The 16,031-nt window shown below is 51.6% G+C and carries 9 protein-coding genes and 3 pseudogenes; 11 read left to right on the forward strand and 1 reads right to left on the reverse strand.

Translation table 11 applies throughout. The annotated features are described in order from the left end of the window. Positions 1-63 precede the first annotated feature (63 nt). Entirely contained in the window at positions 64-792 is a 729-nt protein-coding gene (locus tag EKK48_17285) for a hypothetical protein (protein ID RTL40205.1), read from the forward strand. A gap of 4,661 nt (positions 793-5,453) precedes the next feature. Continuing rightward, positions 5,454-5,537: pseudogene (locus EKK48_17290) on the forward strand (OmpA family protein). 115 nt (positions 5,538-5,652) lie between these two features. Here EKK48_17290 and EKK48_17295 read toward each other — a convergent pair. Continuing rightward, positions 5,653-5,967 (reverse strand): annotated as a pseudogene (locus EKK48_17295) (hypothetical protein). On the opposite strand from EKK48_17295, the pseudogene EKK48_17300 reads away from it, so the two are divergent. The 9 genes and pseudogenes from EKK48_17300 to EKK48_17340 all read left to right on the forward strand — a co-directional run. Beyond that, positions 5,871-6,404, forward strand: a pseudogene (locus EKK48_17300) (tetratricopeptide repeat protein). The pseudogenes EKK48_17295 and EKK48_17300 overlap by 97 nt on opposite strands. A 21-nt stretch (positions 6,405-6,425) precedes the next feature. After that, on the forward strand, positions 6,426-6,698 hold the full coding sequence (locus EKK48_17305; protein ID RTL40216.1) for a tetratricopeptide repeat protein: 273 nt from the start codon (positions 6,426-6,428) through the stop codon (positions 6,696-6,698). Between the two features lie 135 nt (positions 6,699-6,833). Beyond that, entirely contained in the window at positions 6,834-8,516 is a 1,683-nt protein-coding gene (locus EKK48_17310; GenBank protein RTL40206.1) for a PLP-dependent aminotransferase family protein, read from the forward strand. 32 nt (positions 8,517-8,548) lie between these two features. Next, the gene (locus tag EKK48_17315; GenBank protein RTL40207.1) at positions 8,549-9,214 is read left to right on the forward strand and encodes a hypothetical protein; all 666 of its coding nucleotides are present in this window, start codon (positions 8,549-8,551) and stop codon (positions 9,212-9,214) included. A 593-nt stretch (positions 9,215-9,807) separates the two neighbouring features. After that, positions 9,808-11,667: a PAS domain S-box protein gene (locus EKK48_17320; protein RTL40208.1), complete on the forward strand. Its 1,860-nt coding sequence runs from the start codon at positions 9,808-9,810 to the stop codon at positions 11,665-11,667. A gap of 3 nt (positions 11,668-11,670) precedes the next feature. After that, positions 11,671-13,470 (forward strand): PAS domain S-box protein, encoded by a 1,800-nt coding sequence (locus EKK48_17325; GenBank protein RTL40209.1) that lies wholly within the window; start codon positions 11,671-11,673, stop codon positions 13,468-13,470. A gap of 557 nt (positions 13,471-14,027) precedes the next feature. Continuing rightward, the gene (locus tag EKK48_17330) at positions 14,028-14,216 is read left to right on the forward strand and encodes a bacterioferritin (GenBank protein RTL40210.1); all 189 of its coding nucleotides are present in this window, start codon (positions 14,028-14,030) and stop codon (positions 14,214-14,216) included. Between the two features lie 132 nt (positions 14,217-14,348). Next, on the forward strand, positions 14,349-14,582 hold the full coding sequence (locus EKK48_17335) for a hypothetical protein (protein ID RTL40211.1): 234 nt from the start codon (positions 14,349-14,351) through the stop codon (positions 14,580-14,582). 241 nt (positions 14,583-14,823) lie between these two features. Further along, a partial coding sequence (locus EKK48_17340; GenBank protein RTL40212.1) for an AAA family ATPase occupies positions 14,824-16,031 on the forward strand: 1,208 nt, incomplete at its 3' end.

Consider the following 16,031-nt stretch of genomic DNA (forward strand, 5'->3'; position numbering starts at 1 on the left):
ACCGAAGCTGAACGGAGGTGCTGCAATCAAGTTACAATTAGCGAAAGGCTAAATGGAATTTCGATGCGCGGCTCACGGTTTTACTTGTTCTGTATGTGCCTCCTTCAGTCATTGGCAGCGGGGTTCGGCGCTGCCCGAGCCGCTGACGTCTCACAGGATGCCAAGCCAAGCTCGATTCGTCTCACCGGTGGCGTCGTGCACAGTGAACGTTTGACGCCTGTTCCAGTAGCATCGATGCCCGGAAAAACTTTCAACCTGGCAGCTGCTTTTGGGCCGAACACAAGTAAGGCTCCTGCCAAGAAGTTTGCCGTTCCGAACTGGCTGGCGGGTACATGGGAGCGAACTCAGTCGACTGAAGTCAGTCGCGTCAATCTGGCAACCAACACTCATGCTGAAACAACGGGTACTTCAGTCGCCCGGGTCACGGATAAATTCGGCACGTATAAAGACGCTCAAGGAAGAGTCTGGCAACTATTTGACCCTCGAAAGGCCACAGGGCAAATCGATAGAGGCAATTTCATGGATTATCACCGAGTTTCGACTTACGATTTAATCAGCCGGGGAGACAAGGTGGCTATCGTCGAAGTGACCGCTTTACACCTGGTTGTCAACAAAAAGACTCAGAAAATTATTTCCACTTTTCAGGACGAAGAATTAAACACTTATACGCAGGTATCTGACGGGCAGCTGCGCACAGACAGCTCGGTCAAGGTTTTTGATGCACATGGCAAGCCGATTTATCTGACGCGCTCGACTTCGCTCGAATCGCGTCTGGCTCCTTTCAAAGGCTGAAATAGCGGCGTTTTCTGTGGTTTTTTGCAGTGTTGATGACAAGCTCTGATTTAAATCACGGAAATTTCGCTGCACGTGAGTGATTGGGGGTGTAAGCGGGTAATAATTAGATATGCGATGGACCGCTCAATGTCGGGGCGGGATTGATTGTCTACGACCCATTGTCGCAGGAGATATTATTGCTGCCGCAGGGCAGGTATTTATCACCTGATCTTGTTTTCTAGCTCCGGGAAGGAAATTCAACTGCCGTGCCATTCGATTTCTTAAAACCAAAACCCAAGTCTACTGTCACTCGATATCCAACTGACTTTTTGCTAGGAGACCTGCTCGTCAAAGCAGGACTGGTTTCCCAGCAGCAGCTGGACGAGGCGGTGAAGCTGGCTGGCAGCAAGAACGTTCACGTCGGGCAGATGTTGATCAATTTCCGCTATATCTCGCCAAGAGATTTGCAGGCGGCAGTGGACGCTCAATCGATGTTGCGAGACAGAACCATCGACCAGCATCTTGCTGCTGGTTGTTTGAAAATTGCTTGCAAGACAGGCATGACATTTGCAGAAGTTGTGCGAGACCAGCATGCCGGGACAGGCGAGGGTTCGTCAAACAAGCTGGGCGAGCTTCTCTCCGAAGCCGGCCTGGTCACCAAAGAGCAGCTCGCTAAGTCGATGGGACGCAGCCAGGCAACTGGCTTGCCGCTCGGTCGAATATTGGTTTTGAATGGTGCGCTCCCTGAAACGATTTTGACGATGGCTCTGGAAATCCAGGTTCGCATCCGTGACGGCATGATGTCTCGCGAAGAAGCGATCAATGCTCTGCGCACGGCCGGCGGTGGAGAGGAAGGGACTGACCAACAGCATCACGTGGACGAGACGTTGCGCATGTCGCTCATGCAGCCTCGCAAAAAGGGTGTACGGCTGGGTGAATTGATGGTCATGGCCGGTCTACTGAACGAGACCGACGTGATGAATGCACTCGAATTGGGTCTGGTGAACAATCAACAGATCGGACAGGTGCTGGTCGAGCAAGGTTACGTCTCTGATGAACTGCTTGGCGCCGCCTTAGAATTGCAGCGGCGTATCGATGAAGACAAGTTGTCTCCACAAGATGCTGCCGATGCGTTAAAGCAGATCAAAGCGACCGGTCAGGATGTTTCGACTGTGCTCGAAACTATAGATGAACAGGTGGCAGAGGCTGAATCCAAACAGATTGTTTCTTTCGACAAAATGCTTATGCTGGCGCGCGTTGTTACTCAAGATGATATTGATAATGCGCTGGAAAAGTCGGCTAAAAACGCGCAGCTTCTGGCCAAAGTTTTGCATATGACAGGTTACATTGATGAATTGACAATGCAATGTGTTTTGCAGTGTTACACCATGATGTCTAATGGTTTCCTCACCCAGGACGATGCCATTGTCACGCTCGACTACTGTCTGAACAGGCAGGAAAAGATCAGCTTTGCCGAGGCTCTTGCTCACATAGGTTGGAACGCCACTATGCCGATGCAGGTGCAGGGCGCTACCTCTGTCGATATCTCGCAAGTGAAGTTGGGTCTGTTTGGCACCAAGGTTGATACCGTTGAAACGAAAGAAAGAGGCTATTCCCTTGAAGAGTTAGATGCAATCGGCACACCGGCCGCTGCACCTCAGGCTGAAACGGTTAAAGAAGTTTATAGCGAAGTCGCGGAAGATTCGTCGCCGGTTGCTGCACCACCAGAGCCACCACCGATGTTGGCATCTTTGCTTGACGAGATGCTGGATGATTCTGAAGAAGTTGCTTCAGAGCCTGCAGCGTCTAGTGAATTTACCGGTTCGGAATTCGTTCCGGAAGAATTCGTCGCAGAGGAATTTGTATTTGAAGAGTCCGGTGCTGAGCAGATTGATCTCTCCGAAGTGATTAAGACTGCCGATGAAGCAGAGGAAGCTGTCAGCTTGATTGATGCCTTCCTGGACGACGACGACTCAATGATTGAAGCAGCGGTACAGAAAGCAAATGACGTTGACCAGACGATGTCGCTTGAAGAAGTGGCGATTGCCGATTCTGAAAACGCTGAACTCGAGAGCGCCGTCCTTCTTGATGAGCTTGTCGACGGTGTCGCTGGTGCTGTCGATGAGGCTGCAGAACCTTTTGAAGTCTCCGACGGAATCGAAGCAATGGCAGCTGAAGCGCTTGCTGTTGATGACGCTGGTGCTGAAGTCGTTGAGGAGACTTTCAGTGATGAAGTCGACACGTCGGCAGCTGAGGTTTCAGTTCCCGAGTCATCACTCGCTCATCTGGATGATGGACCGAGAGACGAAGTACCGTCCATGCTGGGCAGTCTTCTCGATGAAATCAGCGAAGAAATTGAATTGAAGGCGATGCTGTCGAAGTCGGTCAACGAAGAGGAATCTTTGGAAGCCGAACAGTCGCAAAGCCTGGAAGATGACAAGGCGGCAATTGAGTCTCTCGAAAACAAGGTCGTCGAGGCTGCGCAGGAACCGATCTCCGAAGAAGCCGTCGATGCATCGACTTCCTCGTACGATAATTTACCAGCCTTCTTTAAGGTGCTAGTCGATCAGGAAAAAGCAAAGGAATCAGACACCCAAAAAGTTCCGGCCGTCGATGAAGTGATCAATGCTCTCGACAGTGTTCTGGGCGGAGAATCTATTGAAGCGAAGGCTGCCGAGCCTGTTGCAAAAGAAGAGGCTCCGGTGAATGAGAACAAGCTCGTCTCACTCTCCGACTTGCGCGGTCTCTTCTCTGCCGACAAAGGCACTAATGGTGGTGGCAAAGATGTGGCTCGCGTCTCGCCTACTGATTCGACGTCTAGCTTGCTGGATAAGCTGTTGCCACCCGACCCGGAAAAGGATGTGGTCAAGAAAGCTGCGGGTGCGGAGACTTCGGCATTAGCAGAGTCCAGGGAGCAAGCAGAAGAAGCCGTCGCTGAAAGTCTACATCCGACATCTGCGGAGGACGCCCCCGCGCTGCAGACGACTGAGTCCGAGGTCGCACGACCTGAGATTGCAGAACCTGCGATCGCTGCTTCTGAGTCGTTCAACTCAGACATCATCACTTCTGACACGAGTGCCCAGGCAGCTGCTCAGCTTGTTGAAGTGGAGAAAGAAACACGAGCTGTTGTTGACGAGAAAATAGAAGAAGCATCAGAGCCTTCAGTGGCGGAAGAGTCACCTAAAGCCACTAAATCGGGAGTACCGAAGAAGTTCGATCTTCGTGCCGTTATGGACGATTTCGATGCGGCATCGACATTGTTCGACTCAGAGATGCTGACTGCGGTGCCCGACGACGGCGGCTTTGCCAGCGAGAGTCTCACAGCCACGACCGATGAAGTCGAGAGGATGGCAAGCGCAGACCGGGAATCTGTTACTGAGAAAGAACCAGTCCGATCTGCGGAAGAAGTTGAGCCGGATGCGATGACGCAGATGCTGAAAAATGTTGCTGCTGCTGCTCAGAGCAAGGCGGAAATCCGTTCCAAGCATGAACCGCTTTCGCTCGGTAGCCCTGACTCCGCTATGACCGAGACAGGCGACTTTGAGAGCTTGCCTGAAGTAAGTACCAGCTCTGGCGATTCAGACGTCGCTTATTCGTCTGTTTTGCAAGGCATTATTGGAGAGCAAGAGGCGAACGAACCGACCGAAGAAATCAGCCAGATTGACGATCTATTTAACGCAGAGACGACGAGCAAGGCTGCAGAAGCGTTGCAAGTTGCAGACAAGGAGACACCGAAGCTTGTCAGTGCTCAGGAATTACTGAGCCAGCTCGAGGATAGTATCTCGTTTGCTGAAACCGCTAAACCTGATCCAATCAAACCTCGTAGTGAAGCTGAGTCGATTGCGCTTAAATTGATCGAAGAGTTAGCGGAGAGCGTCAAATCTGACGAAGAAAGTTCTGTTGCTGCCGCTACAGAGAAGGATTCCGCTGCGCCGATTTCAGCAGTTACAGAGGCATCGACCGTAAAAGTCGAGACGACTCAAATCGTGGAAGAAGTAGTTGCAGCCGCTGCCGTTGTGGAACCCGTTACAGAAGTGGTGGCGGAACCAGCAGAGGCGGTAGCTGTAGCAGAAACAGCTGCACAGCCGGCGGCACAATCAGTCGCTGAATCGGTTAAGCACGATCTGGTCGACGACATCGAACCGTACTCTTTTGCAAAAGCAAAGTCTCAGCCCGATGCGGAAAAGGCGTCCGAAGCTCCACGAGAATTGGTTGCCGCTACCTCGCTCGCATCCTCTATATCTGATGATGATCATGAGGACGTCGACTCACTGTTTTCTTCCGTAAAACCAGCCAGCCAGCCTGTTCAGGCAGCTCCTGTAGTTAGCCCGGTTCTGGCTCCAGTGGCTGAGGTTGCACCACCCGTGGAGGCGCCTAAGCCAATTGCCGAGCCTGTGACTGCGGGAGGGTCGAGTTCACCATTCCAATCGATGGTTTCATCACCTTCTGCTCGAACCGGAGGAGAGTCTTCATCGAGCACGTCGGCACCTACATCAGCGTCGGAATCAGTCTTGACTCCAAGCGCTGGATCTACTTCAGTGGTGGCACCATCACCGGTGCCGAGTGTTGCACCGGAATCGACTCCGCAAGTGGTGACCGCTCCAGCTCCGGTTGTGGCAGCAGAGTCTGCGACTGCTTCGACTCCAGCTTCCGAACCTGTTCCAGCAGCAGCGCCAGCTCCGGCACCAGCTCCTGAACCGGCACCAGCACCAGTTCCAGCTCCTGAACCGGCACCGGCACCAGCTCCTGAACCGGCACCGGCACCAGTTCCCGCTCCAGCACCAGCTCCTGAACCAGTTCCAGCACCAGCTCCTGAACCGGCACCAGTTCCCGCTCCAACTCCTGAACCAGTTCCAGCACCAGCTCCTGAACCAGTTCCAGCACCAGCTCCTGAACCAGTTCCAGCACCAGCTCCAGCAGCAGCGCCAGCTCCAGCACCAGCTCCTGAACCGGCTCCAGCACAAGCACCGGCACCAGCACCAGTACCAGCACCAACTCCTGAACCAGTTCCAGCACCAGCACCAGCACCAGCACCAGCTCCGGCACCAGCTCCAGTTCCTGAACCAGTTCCAGCGCCAGCGCCAGCGCCAGCTCCAGTGCCGGCACCAGTTCCAGCACCAGCACCAGCACCAGCACCAGCTCCAGCACCAGCTCCAGCATCGGCATCACCCGCTGAAGTTGCGAAGGCCACATCAGCACCGTCCTTCTGGGCTGATGCCCTTGAAAAAGCCAATGTTGTTGAGGAGCCCGCCGCGCCTGCGAAATCTGAACCGGCTGCGAATCCAGCGGTTCTGCAATCGGTAATCATCGCGCAACTAGAAGCTCAGGTGCAGCAGGCGGAAGGCGCCGCAGCGGCTGGGGAAACTGGTACAACGATAGGTGCCAAGAATGATCTGAAGAGCGCCCTCGGGGAGGCTCTGGCACGACTGGCCGAAAGCTACTACGAGCAAGGCGACTACAATCAGGCGCAAAGCCTCTATGAACGCATTTTGTTGCTGAAGCAGAATCAGTTGGGCGCCAAGCACGAAGCTCTGGGGGCCGACCTGACGAATCTGGCGGGTGTTTTGTGCGTTCAGGGTAAGTTTGCTGAAGCCGAACCGTATGTGAAGCGAATTGCAGCCATTATCGAAGCGACAGAGCCGGTGGATACCATGAGACTGGCAGGTTGCTTGAACACTCTGGCGAGCGTGCTTTTCCAGCAGGGCAAATATACTGAATGCGAACCTTTGTTGGAACGATCATTGAAGTTGCGTCGTGATAAGTTGGGTGCCGAGCACGTTGATACCGCTGATACACTGCGCGACTATGCGAAGTTGTTACGCAAGCTTGGTCGCAATGCCGATGCCGAATTGATGTATGCACAGGCCAAAGCAATTCTCGCCAAACGTCCGAAGAGCGCTGCTCCTGCGGCTCCCAACGCCTGATCTCGAGTTTTGGATAGGCAGCTTGCTTCGTGATATGGCGGCTCGCTGGGCTGTGCGCAATTAGCTTGCGGCATGCCTTGTGGACCGCAGTGAACAATAGTATGCGCCACTGAATTAGTTTGACTCGATGCTCTCATGCTATTTCTGCATGTGATCAACGGTCCAGTTGCGGACACAGCATTGCCACACGTCAGTTTTATGGTTGCTGTATTCTCACAAGGACGAGGCACTATGGAACTAATCCTGCAGCTTGATACACAATCACAGTATCCGTTGTACCGACAACTTTCACAGTCCCTGAAAGATGCAATTGCAGACGGACGACTGTTACCCGGCTCAGTCATGCCCTCAGTGCGCTCGTTAGGCACATCGCTCGCTCTGTCGCGGTCAACGATTTTAAAAGCATACGACGAATTGCAAGTGCAAGGATATTTGGAATCCAGACCGGGACAAGGAACATTCGTTACGCAAAATCCGCCTGGGCTGCTCGATTTGACACCGCCTAAGACGCAATCGAAGGAAAGAAAAACTGTCTCTCTTTCGGATTACGGCAGTAAGCTGCTGGAGAATTGTCGCAGAGAACAGGAGATTGGTCAGACTCCCGATATCTTCAATCGCAATCCTTCTCAAAGCGAAGGTCCGCTTCCGATGGCTCTCTGGAAGCGCCTGGTTTCGCGATATTATGAGGACAGAAAGGACGAATTGATTGCCGCTTCTGAACAGTCTTTCGGTAACTTGCGCTTGAGAGAAGCGGCCGCAGGTTTTCTTGCACGTTCGCGCGCAATTCGTTGTGATGCCAGTCGCGTGGCGATTTTTGCCAGCCAGGAAAGTCGCTTTGATCTGATCTGTCGGTTGTTGCTCGACCCGGGTGACTGCGTTGCAGTGGAAAACCCCGGCTATTGGGCTGTTCGGCAGACGATCGAATCGAATGGTGGGAGGGTTATTGCTGTTCCCGTCGATAGTGAAGGAATTTGCGTTAGACAGTTGTATGAGCTGAAGGACCGGGTCAAGTTCGTTTACGTGACTCCGTCAGTTCTCGAACCAAGCGGAGCGCAGATGTCTCTGCAGAGGCGTCGTGAGCTGTTGACCTGGGCTAGCTCTACGGGCGCGTTGATCATTGAAGATGATTGCGATAGTGAGTACAGGCAAGCCACTACTTCACTGCCGGCCATCCAGGGGCTCGATGAAAATGATTCTGTAATCTATATGCGCTGTTTTGGAAAAGTGGTAGCACCCATGGTGCGATTCGGCTTTATGGTAGTGCCCGAGTGTCTGACAACGCTTGTCTCTTACGCCAAGCAAAAATTTGAAAATCAGTTGCCTGTTTGGGAGCAGCAAGCTCTGGCTGATTTCGTCAATCAAGGATTTTTGGAGAAGCAAATTAGAAATTCTCGTGACTTCTATCGCAAACGCAGCTACGCGGTAATATTTGCACTCACTCACTACATAGGGCGGAAAATCGAGGTCTCCAGAGTTAACAGTGGCACGTATGTGCAAGTAAGATTCAATACCGTTCTTTCGGATGATCAACTTTTGCAGAGTGCGCGCAAAGCCGAAATACCCATGGCGAGCACAAAATACTGTTATGTAAGCGACCCGGCGCCGGGGGAATTCGTTATTAGTTTCAGAGGCTGGCAGGAAGATTCAATCAATAACAGAATCATGCATTTCGCATATCTGCTTGATTGTCTAGAATCTCCAGACCTTGTCTTTGCTGGCGAACAAGCTGCATCGATTGATTTTTCCGCACCAACGCGAGCGGCCGAAACTAACAAGGAGGTTTTTGCGGCTGAAGCACAGGTTCCTGTTCTCAAGTAGCAGGACCAATCCGATTTTTAAGAGGTACCAATATGGAATTTGCAGCCGACAGCACTAAACAAGCTGGTCACAGCGAATCTAGTGGTGAGTTGGGGCATCAGGCTCTTTCGTGGCATTCTGCTTTCACGCCGTTGCCTCACCACGACAAGGCGGGCAAATTGGTGACCTGTAAAGACTCCACAACGGAGACTGTGCTTGCGAATCATACGATTGGATTGCCCGATTGCCGGTCTGAGGCGTTGTCGCAAAAGGATCTTTCTTTGCTGCCAGTGTTGAAGCTTGATACGGGTGAACCTCATGGCAAGTTTAAGTTTGGCACTTCTGATGCTGAAACGGGAGAGTCGCCCGCGGCTCGGTCAGCTGAGGATTCTAACCTCGGGCTGAACGGCAGTTATGAGCGGGAATCATCCAGAAGTTATTTGCATGCATCGATAAATCAAAAGCAAGGTGGTCTTGAGGAGGTATTTGCCGACGAGCATCTGTCTTCTCATGAAGCAATGAAGCGAATGGCCGAGTCTGATGTTTGGACTGTCGGTACACTTTCTGCTGGTCATGAGCAAAAGCTTTATAGCAGCGACAGTACAAATGTTTGGGTCGGTGTGGGTGCTACGGTCAATCCTGTGTTCGATCGTGAGCTTCGTGAAAAAACGAGTGCCGCACCAACAACGGTGTTCACGAACCTCCGCGTTGATTTCTAGGCTGGAAGCCGGTTCCGTATTAAGTTTACCGCCAACGAAAAAGCCGTAAGTGTCACTCACACTTACGGCTTTTTCGTTTCATCGTTCGTTCAGTCCAACAGCTTCGCGAAAAAGATAAAAGGAAATCGAAACCCAGATACCGTAAATGAGGGCATAACAGTCGTATGGTTCCATAAGTTGTGCCTCCGTGTGTCTACACCAACGAGTAACACAAGCTATTTCTTGCAAACAATAGCGACTCTGTAACTTCTATGTGTCGCAACATTTGTACATGTTCGCTTCGGCCAGGTTTGCTGCCTGGATACGCTCGATGCATGACACTGGCAGCTTCGCTAGTAATGGCAAATTCCATCGGTTTTGGTCTGCCTGATCGGTAGAATTATCTGTTCTTCTTCTTCTCGAAGGTGTTCGCTGCTCTGTCACCGTTATTGGTGCGGTGTGCGCGCGCTTAGCGCAGTCACCACCTGTGGTAGCGATTTTGCACCGGGCTGGCGCCGTTAGCATAAATTCAATTGAAAGGTCTTGTTCAACAATTCCGCCGGAGCGAGCCGTAATGTTAAGCTGAGGCGGTCACTGAGATTGATCGTAGTCAAATGTCTACCTCCTCCTCGATTGCCAGTACCTGGAACGTTTCGTCAAAGCCTTCGCTTTTTCAAAAGGCACTCATACTTGTCGCCATTCCGCTGGTTTTCGAAATACTCTTTGTCGGCACACTGGCGCAGCTTCATAGCCATACCAGGGCTGAGATCGCGCGTATAGACCATCGCCGGCAGGTCTCTGATGCCACTAATGCCTTGCTTTTGGAGCTGTTCGAGATTGGTATCTTGACCAAATCGGATTCTCCAGCGGTGGAAGATCTGCAAAAGACCTTAGATCGACTCACCAGTAGTGTCGATCGTCTGGCTGGGCTGGTAAAAGAGAATCCTGAACAGGCTCAAGTTGTTGCTGCGACGCGCCAGGGTCTGGTCAGGTTGACATGGCTCCTGGAAGGATACAGAGCTGGGCGTACGAACGCATTCAAGAGTCAAGTCTGGATGGGCGACCACTCTGAAAATTTCAGCGAGGCTCGCCGTAAAACACTATTTCATATGGCTTCGCCAGAACTGATGACGATGGCTCAGGACGCGGAACAGCAGGAATTGGAAAGTGCGCAGGAGCTCGAGATTGCTAATACGCGCTGGCTTGTGAAAGTGATATTGGCGGTCGGTCTATTGCTCAGTGCAGCGATCAGTTTGTTCAGCGTTTGGATGATCAGCCGGGGGCTGACAAACAGGCTGAAGACCATGTCTGATAACGCCTGGCGATTGGCCAGCTCAATGCCGCTCAACCCCGTGGTGTCGGGTCATGACGAAATCGCGTACCTGGATCTTGTCTTCCACAACATGCAAGACGCTCTAAACGAATCAAATCGCAGAGAGCATGCACTTCTAGAAAATGCAGTCGACATAATTTGTTCGATTGACAGTAGTGACAATTTTACAGCCATAAACCCGGCAGTTTTTCAGATGCTCGGTTACGAACCCCATGAACTCCTGGGACGAAGCTGTTTATCCCTCGTCGCTGAGGATGATCGCTCTTACGCAGAACGGATGCTGTCACAGATCAGAATGGAGTCTACCTCAACAACATTTGAGAGCCGGATGGTCACGAAGAACGGCTCATTTGTTGATGTGCTCTGGTCTGCACAACGTTCAGAAAACGACTCGAACATGATCTCGATTATTCACGATATCAGTGAAGAGAGAGATGCAGAGCGCATGAAACAAGAAGTGATCAAGATGGTGACTCATGACTTGAAGACACCTCTTACAACTATCAGAATTTTTCTTGAGATGCTGGAGGTCGGTGCATTAGGGAGTCTTTCTCCGTCGGGACGTGAGCTGGTTGGTTCGGCAGATCGCAGCGCCGAACGCATGCTTACTTTGATTGGTGACCTGCTCGATATTGAGAAAATCAAAGCAGGCATGATGACAGTTTCGTTAGAGCAAGCGCAGCTTTCAGATGTCATTTCGGAGGCCTACCAATCAGTGGCGGCATTGGCCGAGCAGCGTCATATTCGTATCGACATCAGGGCCAATAACGTCAGTTGGGTGTTGGACTCAAGGTTGATTGTGCGAGTTTTAGTCAATCTCATGGCCAATGCAATCAAGTTCTCGCCGGCAAATGGTTTGATTGTAGTGACTGCAGAGCCGACGCCAAAGGCTCTGCAAATAAGTGTTTCCGATAACGGCAGAGGCATTCCTGCTGACCTGCTGCATTCCATTTTCGAACCGTTCCAGCAAGTGCAAATTTCTGATGCCAAACAGAAAGGCGGTAGCGGTCTTGGTTTAGCTATTTGCAAGGCCCTGGTTGAACTGCATGGCGGCACAATTGAGGCGCGCAGTGAAGAGATGAAAGGGTCGACTTTCATTTTTACATTGCCTCGTGCCGGCGCCAGGGATGCGAGGAATTAAGCTGTGGAGCGAAGAGTAACACTACTCCATAAAGGTTTGTTTCTGGCGCTAGTGCCGTTTTTGTTTACTTTGACTATCGTATTTCTGCTTGGTTATCTCGAGATCAGATCTGAACAACAAGCGTCACTGGAGTATCGTTTTCAGGCTGAGACAAACGCAGTCAATAGTCTTCTGGCTGACATCTATTCGATCGAACTGATGACGTCTGGTGTGCAGAAACTGAATTTTACGGAGCTCAGTAAAAATCTCGGACAGCTCTCGCAGCATGTTGACGAGGTAGAGAAATTTCTCGGCGATAGCGATGGTGAGGACGAAAAGGCTATCGTCGAGGCCAAGCTTGGTATCCGCGAAGCCCTGAACCTTCTTGATGAATACGAAGAGAGATTCATGAAGGACGGAAAGCATATGGATCCGGTATTTCGCGAACAAGGGCGTGCAAGGCAGGTTGCGGCGTTGCGTAAGATTTTTGCACTTGTTTCGGTGATCAAGCGCCATCAGGAGGAGGGCGGCAGACGTCCGCAATACGAGCGGCGCCTGGAGGCTCAGGAGCAAAATATCTTGATTGGTGGACTGATCGTAAGTATCGTCACATCTCTTTTGATGGCTGTTCTTGTCAGTCGCACCCTGACTCGTCGGTTGTCGGTGCTTGTCGATAACGCTCTGCGCCTGGCTAGCAACTTGCCTCTCAAGCCGCCAATTACAGGCTCAGACGAAATTGCCGAACTCGATCAGATGTTTCACGCTATGGCCGAAGCTCTGGCAGATTCTAATCGAAAGGAACGTGATCTGATTTCCAACGCTGTTGATGTGATTTGCTCGATCGACAGCAACGGTCGATTCACTGCCGTTAACCGTGCTTCCCAGCGTATGCTCGGATACGAGCCCGATGACTTGATTGGCACCTATTACGTCGATCTGGTGCCGACAGAAGATGCTCTCGTGGCTATGGACAGCATGGCGAATGCTACTACTGTCTTGAATGCGCCTCCGTTCGACACGAAATTGCGCACGAGGCATAAATCGATAATCGATGTGCGGTGGTCCGTGCACTGGTCGAAACTTGAGCAATCATCATTTTGTGTCTTGCATAATATCAGTGAACGTAAGGCCGCTCAGCGCACCAGGCAGGAAGTAGTGGCCATGATTACTCATGATCTGCGCGCGCCTTTAACCACTATTCGACACGTGCTCGAAATGCTCAGCAGTGGTGCAATTGGTTCACTGGACGAGCGTGGTTTGCACATGTGCGGTGCGGCAGATCAGAGCGCTTCTCGTATGCTGGCTCTGATCAACGATCTTCTCGATATTGAAAAGATCAAGGCAGGAATGATGCAGCTCACAATAGCTGATGTCAGTCTTGCCACTATTTTCGAGCAATCAGCAAACTCGGTCTCTGCATTTGCTGAGGGGCAGAACGTTCGGCTGGAGATGGTTCCAACCAACCTCATGGTTAGCGTAGATGCTGATCGCATCGTGCAAGTTGTTGTCAATTTGATCTCCAATGCCGTGAAATTTTCGCCGCCGCAAAGCAAAATTACCGTCAGAGCAGAGGCGAGAGACGGCGATGCGGAAATATCAATCGTAGACCAGGGGCGCGGTATTCCGCAGGATATGTTGGACTCGGTTTTTGAGCGGTTTCAGCAGGTGGAGAAGGGAGACTCGCTGCGTAAAGGCGGCACAGGTCTTGGTCTGGCTATTTGCAAGGAAATCGTGCAATTGCATGGTGGTCTGATCAAAGTGCGCAGTCAGGTTGGTCAGGGCAGTACTTTTTCCTTTACGCTGCCCCTTTCAGCACGCATCTAGCCGGTCGTTTCCAGTTATCGCTAGCTGAAAGCGGCCTGCATCTTTTTGCGCCTGGTGTGCTGCACCTGTTCTCGTTTAGCCAACTTTCAATTTCTGGTTGAATCACTTATCGCAGGCGCTTTTATGCAGGGCTCAAAAGAGGGGAGTTTCAGTAGAAAGTCTCGTTTGACATCATATTTGGTGCGGAAGTGGGCGTTTCAGATATCGACCGTTTCACTGTCCGCTTGGCTGGATGCGCAAGCGGCCTGCTCGCGGTCAGCTTGCACTGTGAAAACGTCCACAGGCTGCCCTTTTTGCTTCGTGTAGCAATGCTGTTACATAGCTGCTACCACAAATATTTTGTTGCTTGGAAACCTCAATTGTCGATACGGTTCAAGCACGTCTAACTTATCGCTCAGAGGCCCCTGAATCCAAGCGCAGATTATCCTTCAGTCCTCTATTCGCATCTTAATTTCAAGGCTCCATGAGCTGCGGAAATTGTCTGATTGTGGATAGTCAGTCAGGAAGGGCGGTTCTGTAGACGTTTACCATTACTGCAAACTGTTCGGGAGGTATCCATGTACATTTGCATTTGTCATGTCGTAACCGAACGCGACATTGAGCAAGCTGTTCAGTCTGGTGTGACGAGATTTCAGGATCTGGCTCATCGGCTGCACGTTGCTCAGAAATGCGGCACTTGTGCTACATGTGCGAGAGAATGTTTCAATCGAGCATTGCAAGCTTCTACCAGTAAGCAGGCTGATTGATCTTCGCTAGCCACAGTACACTTGCTGCAGTTTGACCTGTGTTAGTCTAAGGTTCTAGCGAACCCGCGATCAATTTCCAGAAACTGGAATCTGGACTAAGACACAGTTTTTCAACGTAACCCTGAGACGCTTATGCAAAATGAAGTACAGAAAGATAATAATGAACCTGGCTTTTTCGTCGTGAGTATCCACGATTTCTTCGGACCACAGGAACCAAAAACAAGGTTGGTGAAAGCGTCTACCGAAGAAGAAGCAAAGGTAATCACCCGCATGGGAAACCCGGACCTGATCAAAGGTTTTGTCAACCGAGACGATGCCGTTGCTTTTCTTGACGCGCATTACCCAGACCAATGGGAAGAACTCTAGATCGAAATCTGGAGCATGCGGCTCTTTAATCACGGTGCGAAGGTCTCGCACCCAAAGTGCCTCGTGAGCGATATCAGCGAATAATCCGTATTCGTTGTATCAGTTCACTTACGACAGGGATGTTGTGGTCGAAACTGGCTGAGGCGCTCAGGATGTGCGTTGAAGCCAGCAATACGGGCGGTTTCATAACCGTTCATCTTCAACTATCTGTAAGCGACCAGTAGTCGCGGAGGAATTTCTCATGAAATTCATCAAGAATAATTGGTTCTACGTGCTGGCAGCTCTCGTGCTGGTCGGGGTGTTCTACAAAATCGAGACCATGCCCAGCGGCATAATCTCGACTGCGCCCCCGCCCGGCCATGAGTCGTCCTTCAAAACGTACAACAATGAAGTTGTACCTGCCGATCAAATTGATCTGGTTAAGCCTCAAGTCGTCGGAAGCAGCAATGCGACCGCTTCGACTGGTGCTAATTCGATCGTTGCGGCAAACGGCGAAACGAAAGTGGTTGCTCCCGCTGACGGCAAGCCGATCGAGATCATAATCAAGGACAATCGCAGCCGCCACGGCAGCGATGAAGAAAATGATCTCGGACATGACCCGCGAACGCTGAAGGCATTTTTCGACGGAGTGCTGGCGGTGTTTGGCTACATCGCTAAGCTAGCGCTGTTCTCCTTGATCATCTCCTTTGTCTTCCTGCTTCTGATAGGGCAGATCAGTCTGGGTCGAATCTTTGGTGGTGGCTCTCCTGGTGCAGGAGGGCGGTATGCTCCGCAAGGTGCAAACGGAGACGCACAGGGTGTGGCCGACAAGACGTTCGGGCAGTGGGTCGATCCTGAGACGATCAAGATCCGTGGCTTCGAAGACGTAGCGGGTATTCCAGAAGCGATCTCGCAGTTTCGTAAGCTGAAACGGCAGATCGTCGAACAGGCAGATGCAGTCAAGACGATTCGCAAGGAAGAGGAAGAGAAGAAAGAGAAGCAGAACGCGAAAACCGGCACCAAAGCGGTGGTGACAGCAGCCGAGTTGATGACGAGATTGCAATCAGCGGTCAAGAAATCGAAGTTCGGCGGCAAGCTGCCCCAATGTGTCCTGCTTGAAGGACCTCCCGGAACAGGCAAGACGCTCATCATCACTGCGCTGGCGAAAGAGTGCGGCGTGCCTGTGTTCGTAATCTCAGGCTCGGACTTCGTGGAGATGTTCGTTGGTCTGGGTGCAAACCGTGTGCGTGAGATGTTCTCGGATGCGCGTGAAAAGCGTCCCTGCATCATCTTCATCGACGAAATCGACGCAGTCGGTCGTGCACGTTCGAGTGGTCCCGGTTCACATCCTGAAGCCGACCAGACGCTAAACCAGATTCTGGTGGAACTGCAAGGGCTGAATACCGGCAACCAGAACTTCGGGCTGTGGATACTGGCTGCGACCAACCGTGTGGATATCCTGGACAAAGC

It is taken from the genome of Candidatus Melainabacteria bacterium, from assembly GCA_003963305.1.
GTDB lineage: Bacteria > Cyanobacteriota > Vampirovibrionia > Obscuribacterales > Obscuribacteraceae > PALSA-1081.

Excerpts from the sequence above, each read along its gene's own strand:
- EKK48_17285 (RTL40205.1), top strand. The coding sequence starts at position 64 with ATGCGCGGCTCACGGTTTTACTTGTTCTGTATGTGCCTCCTTCAGTCA.
- EKK48_17305 (RTL40216.1), top strand. The coding sequence starts at position 6,426 with ATGAGACTGGCAGGTTGCTTGAACACTCTGGCGAGCGTGCTTTTCCAG.
- EKK48_17310 (RTL40206.1), top strand. The coding sequence starts at position 6,834 with ATGCTATTTCTGCATGTGATCAACGGTCCAGTTGCGGACACAGCATTG.
- EKK48_17315 (RTL40207.1), top strand. The coding sequence starts at position 8,549 with ATGGAATTTGCAGCCGACAGCACTAAACAAGCTGGTCACAGCGAATCT.
- EKK48_17320 (RTL40208.1), top strand. The coding sequence starts at position 9,808 with ATGTCTACCTCCTCCTCGATTGCCAGTACCTGGAACGTTTCGTCAAAG.
- EKK48_17330 (RTL40210.1), top strand. The coding sequence starts at position 14,028 with ATGTACATTTGCATTTGTCATGTCGTAACCGAACGCGACATTGAGCAA.
- EKK48_17335 (RTL40211.1), top strand. The coding sequence starts at position 14,349 with ATGCAAAATGAAGTACAGAAAGATAATAATGAACCTGGCTTTTTCGTC.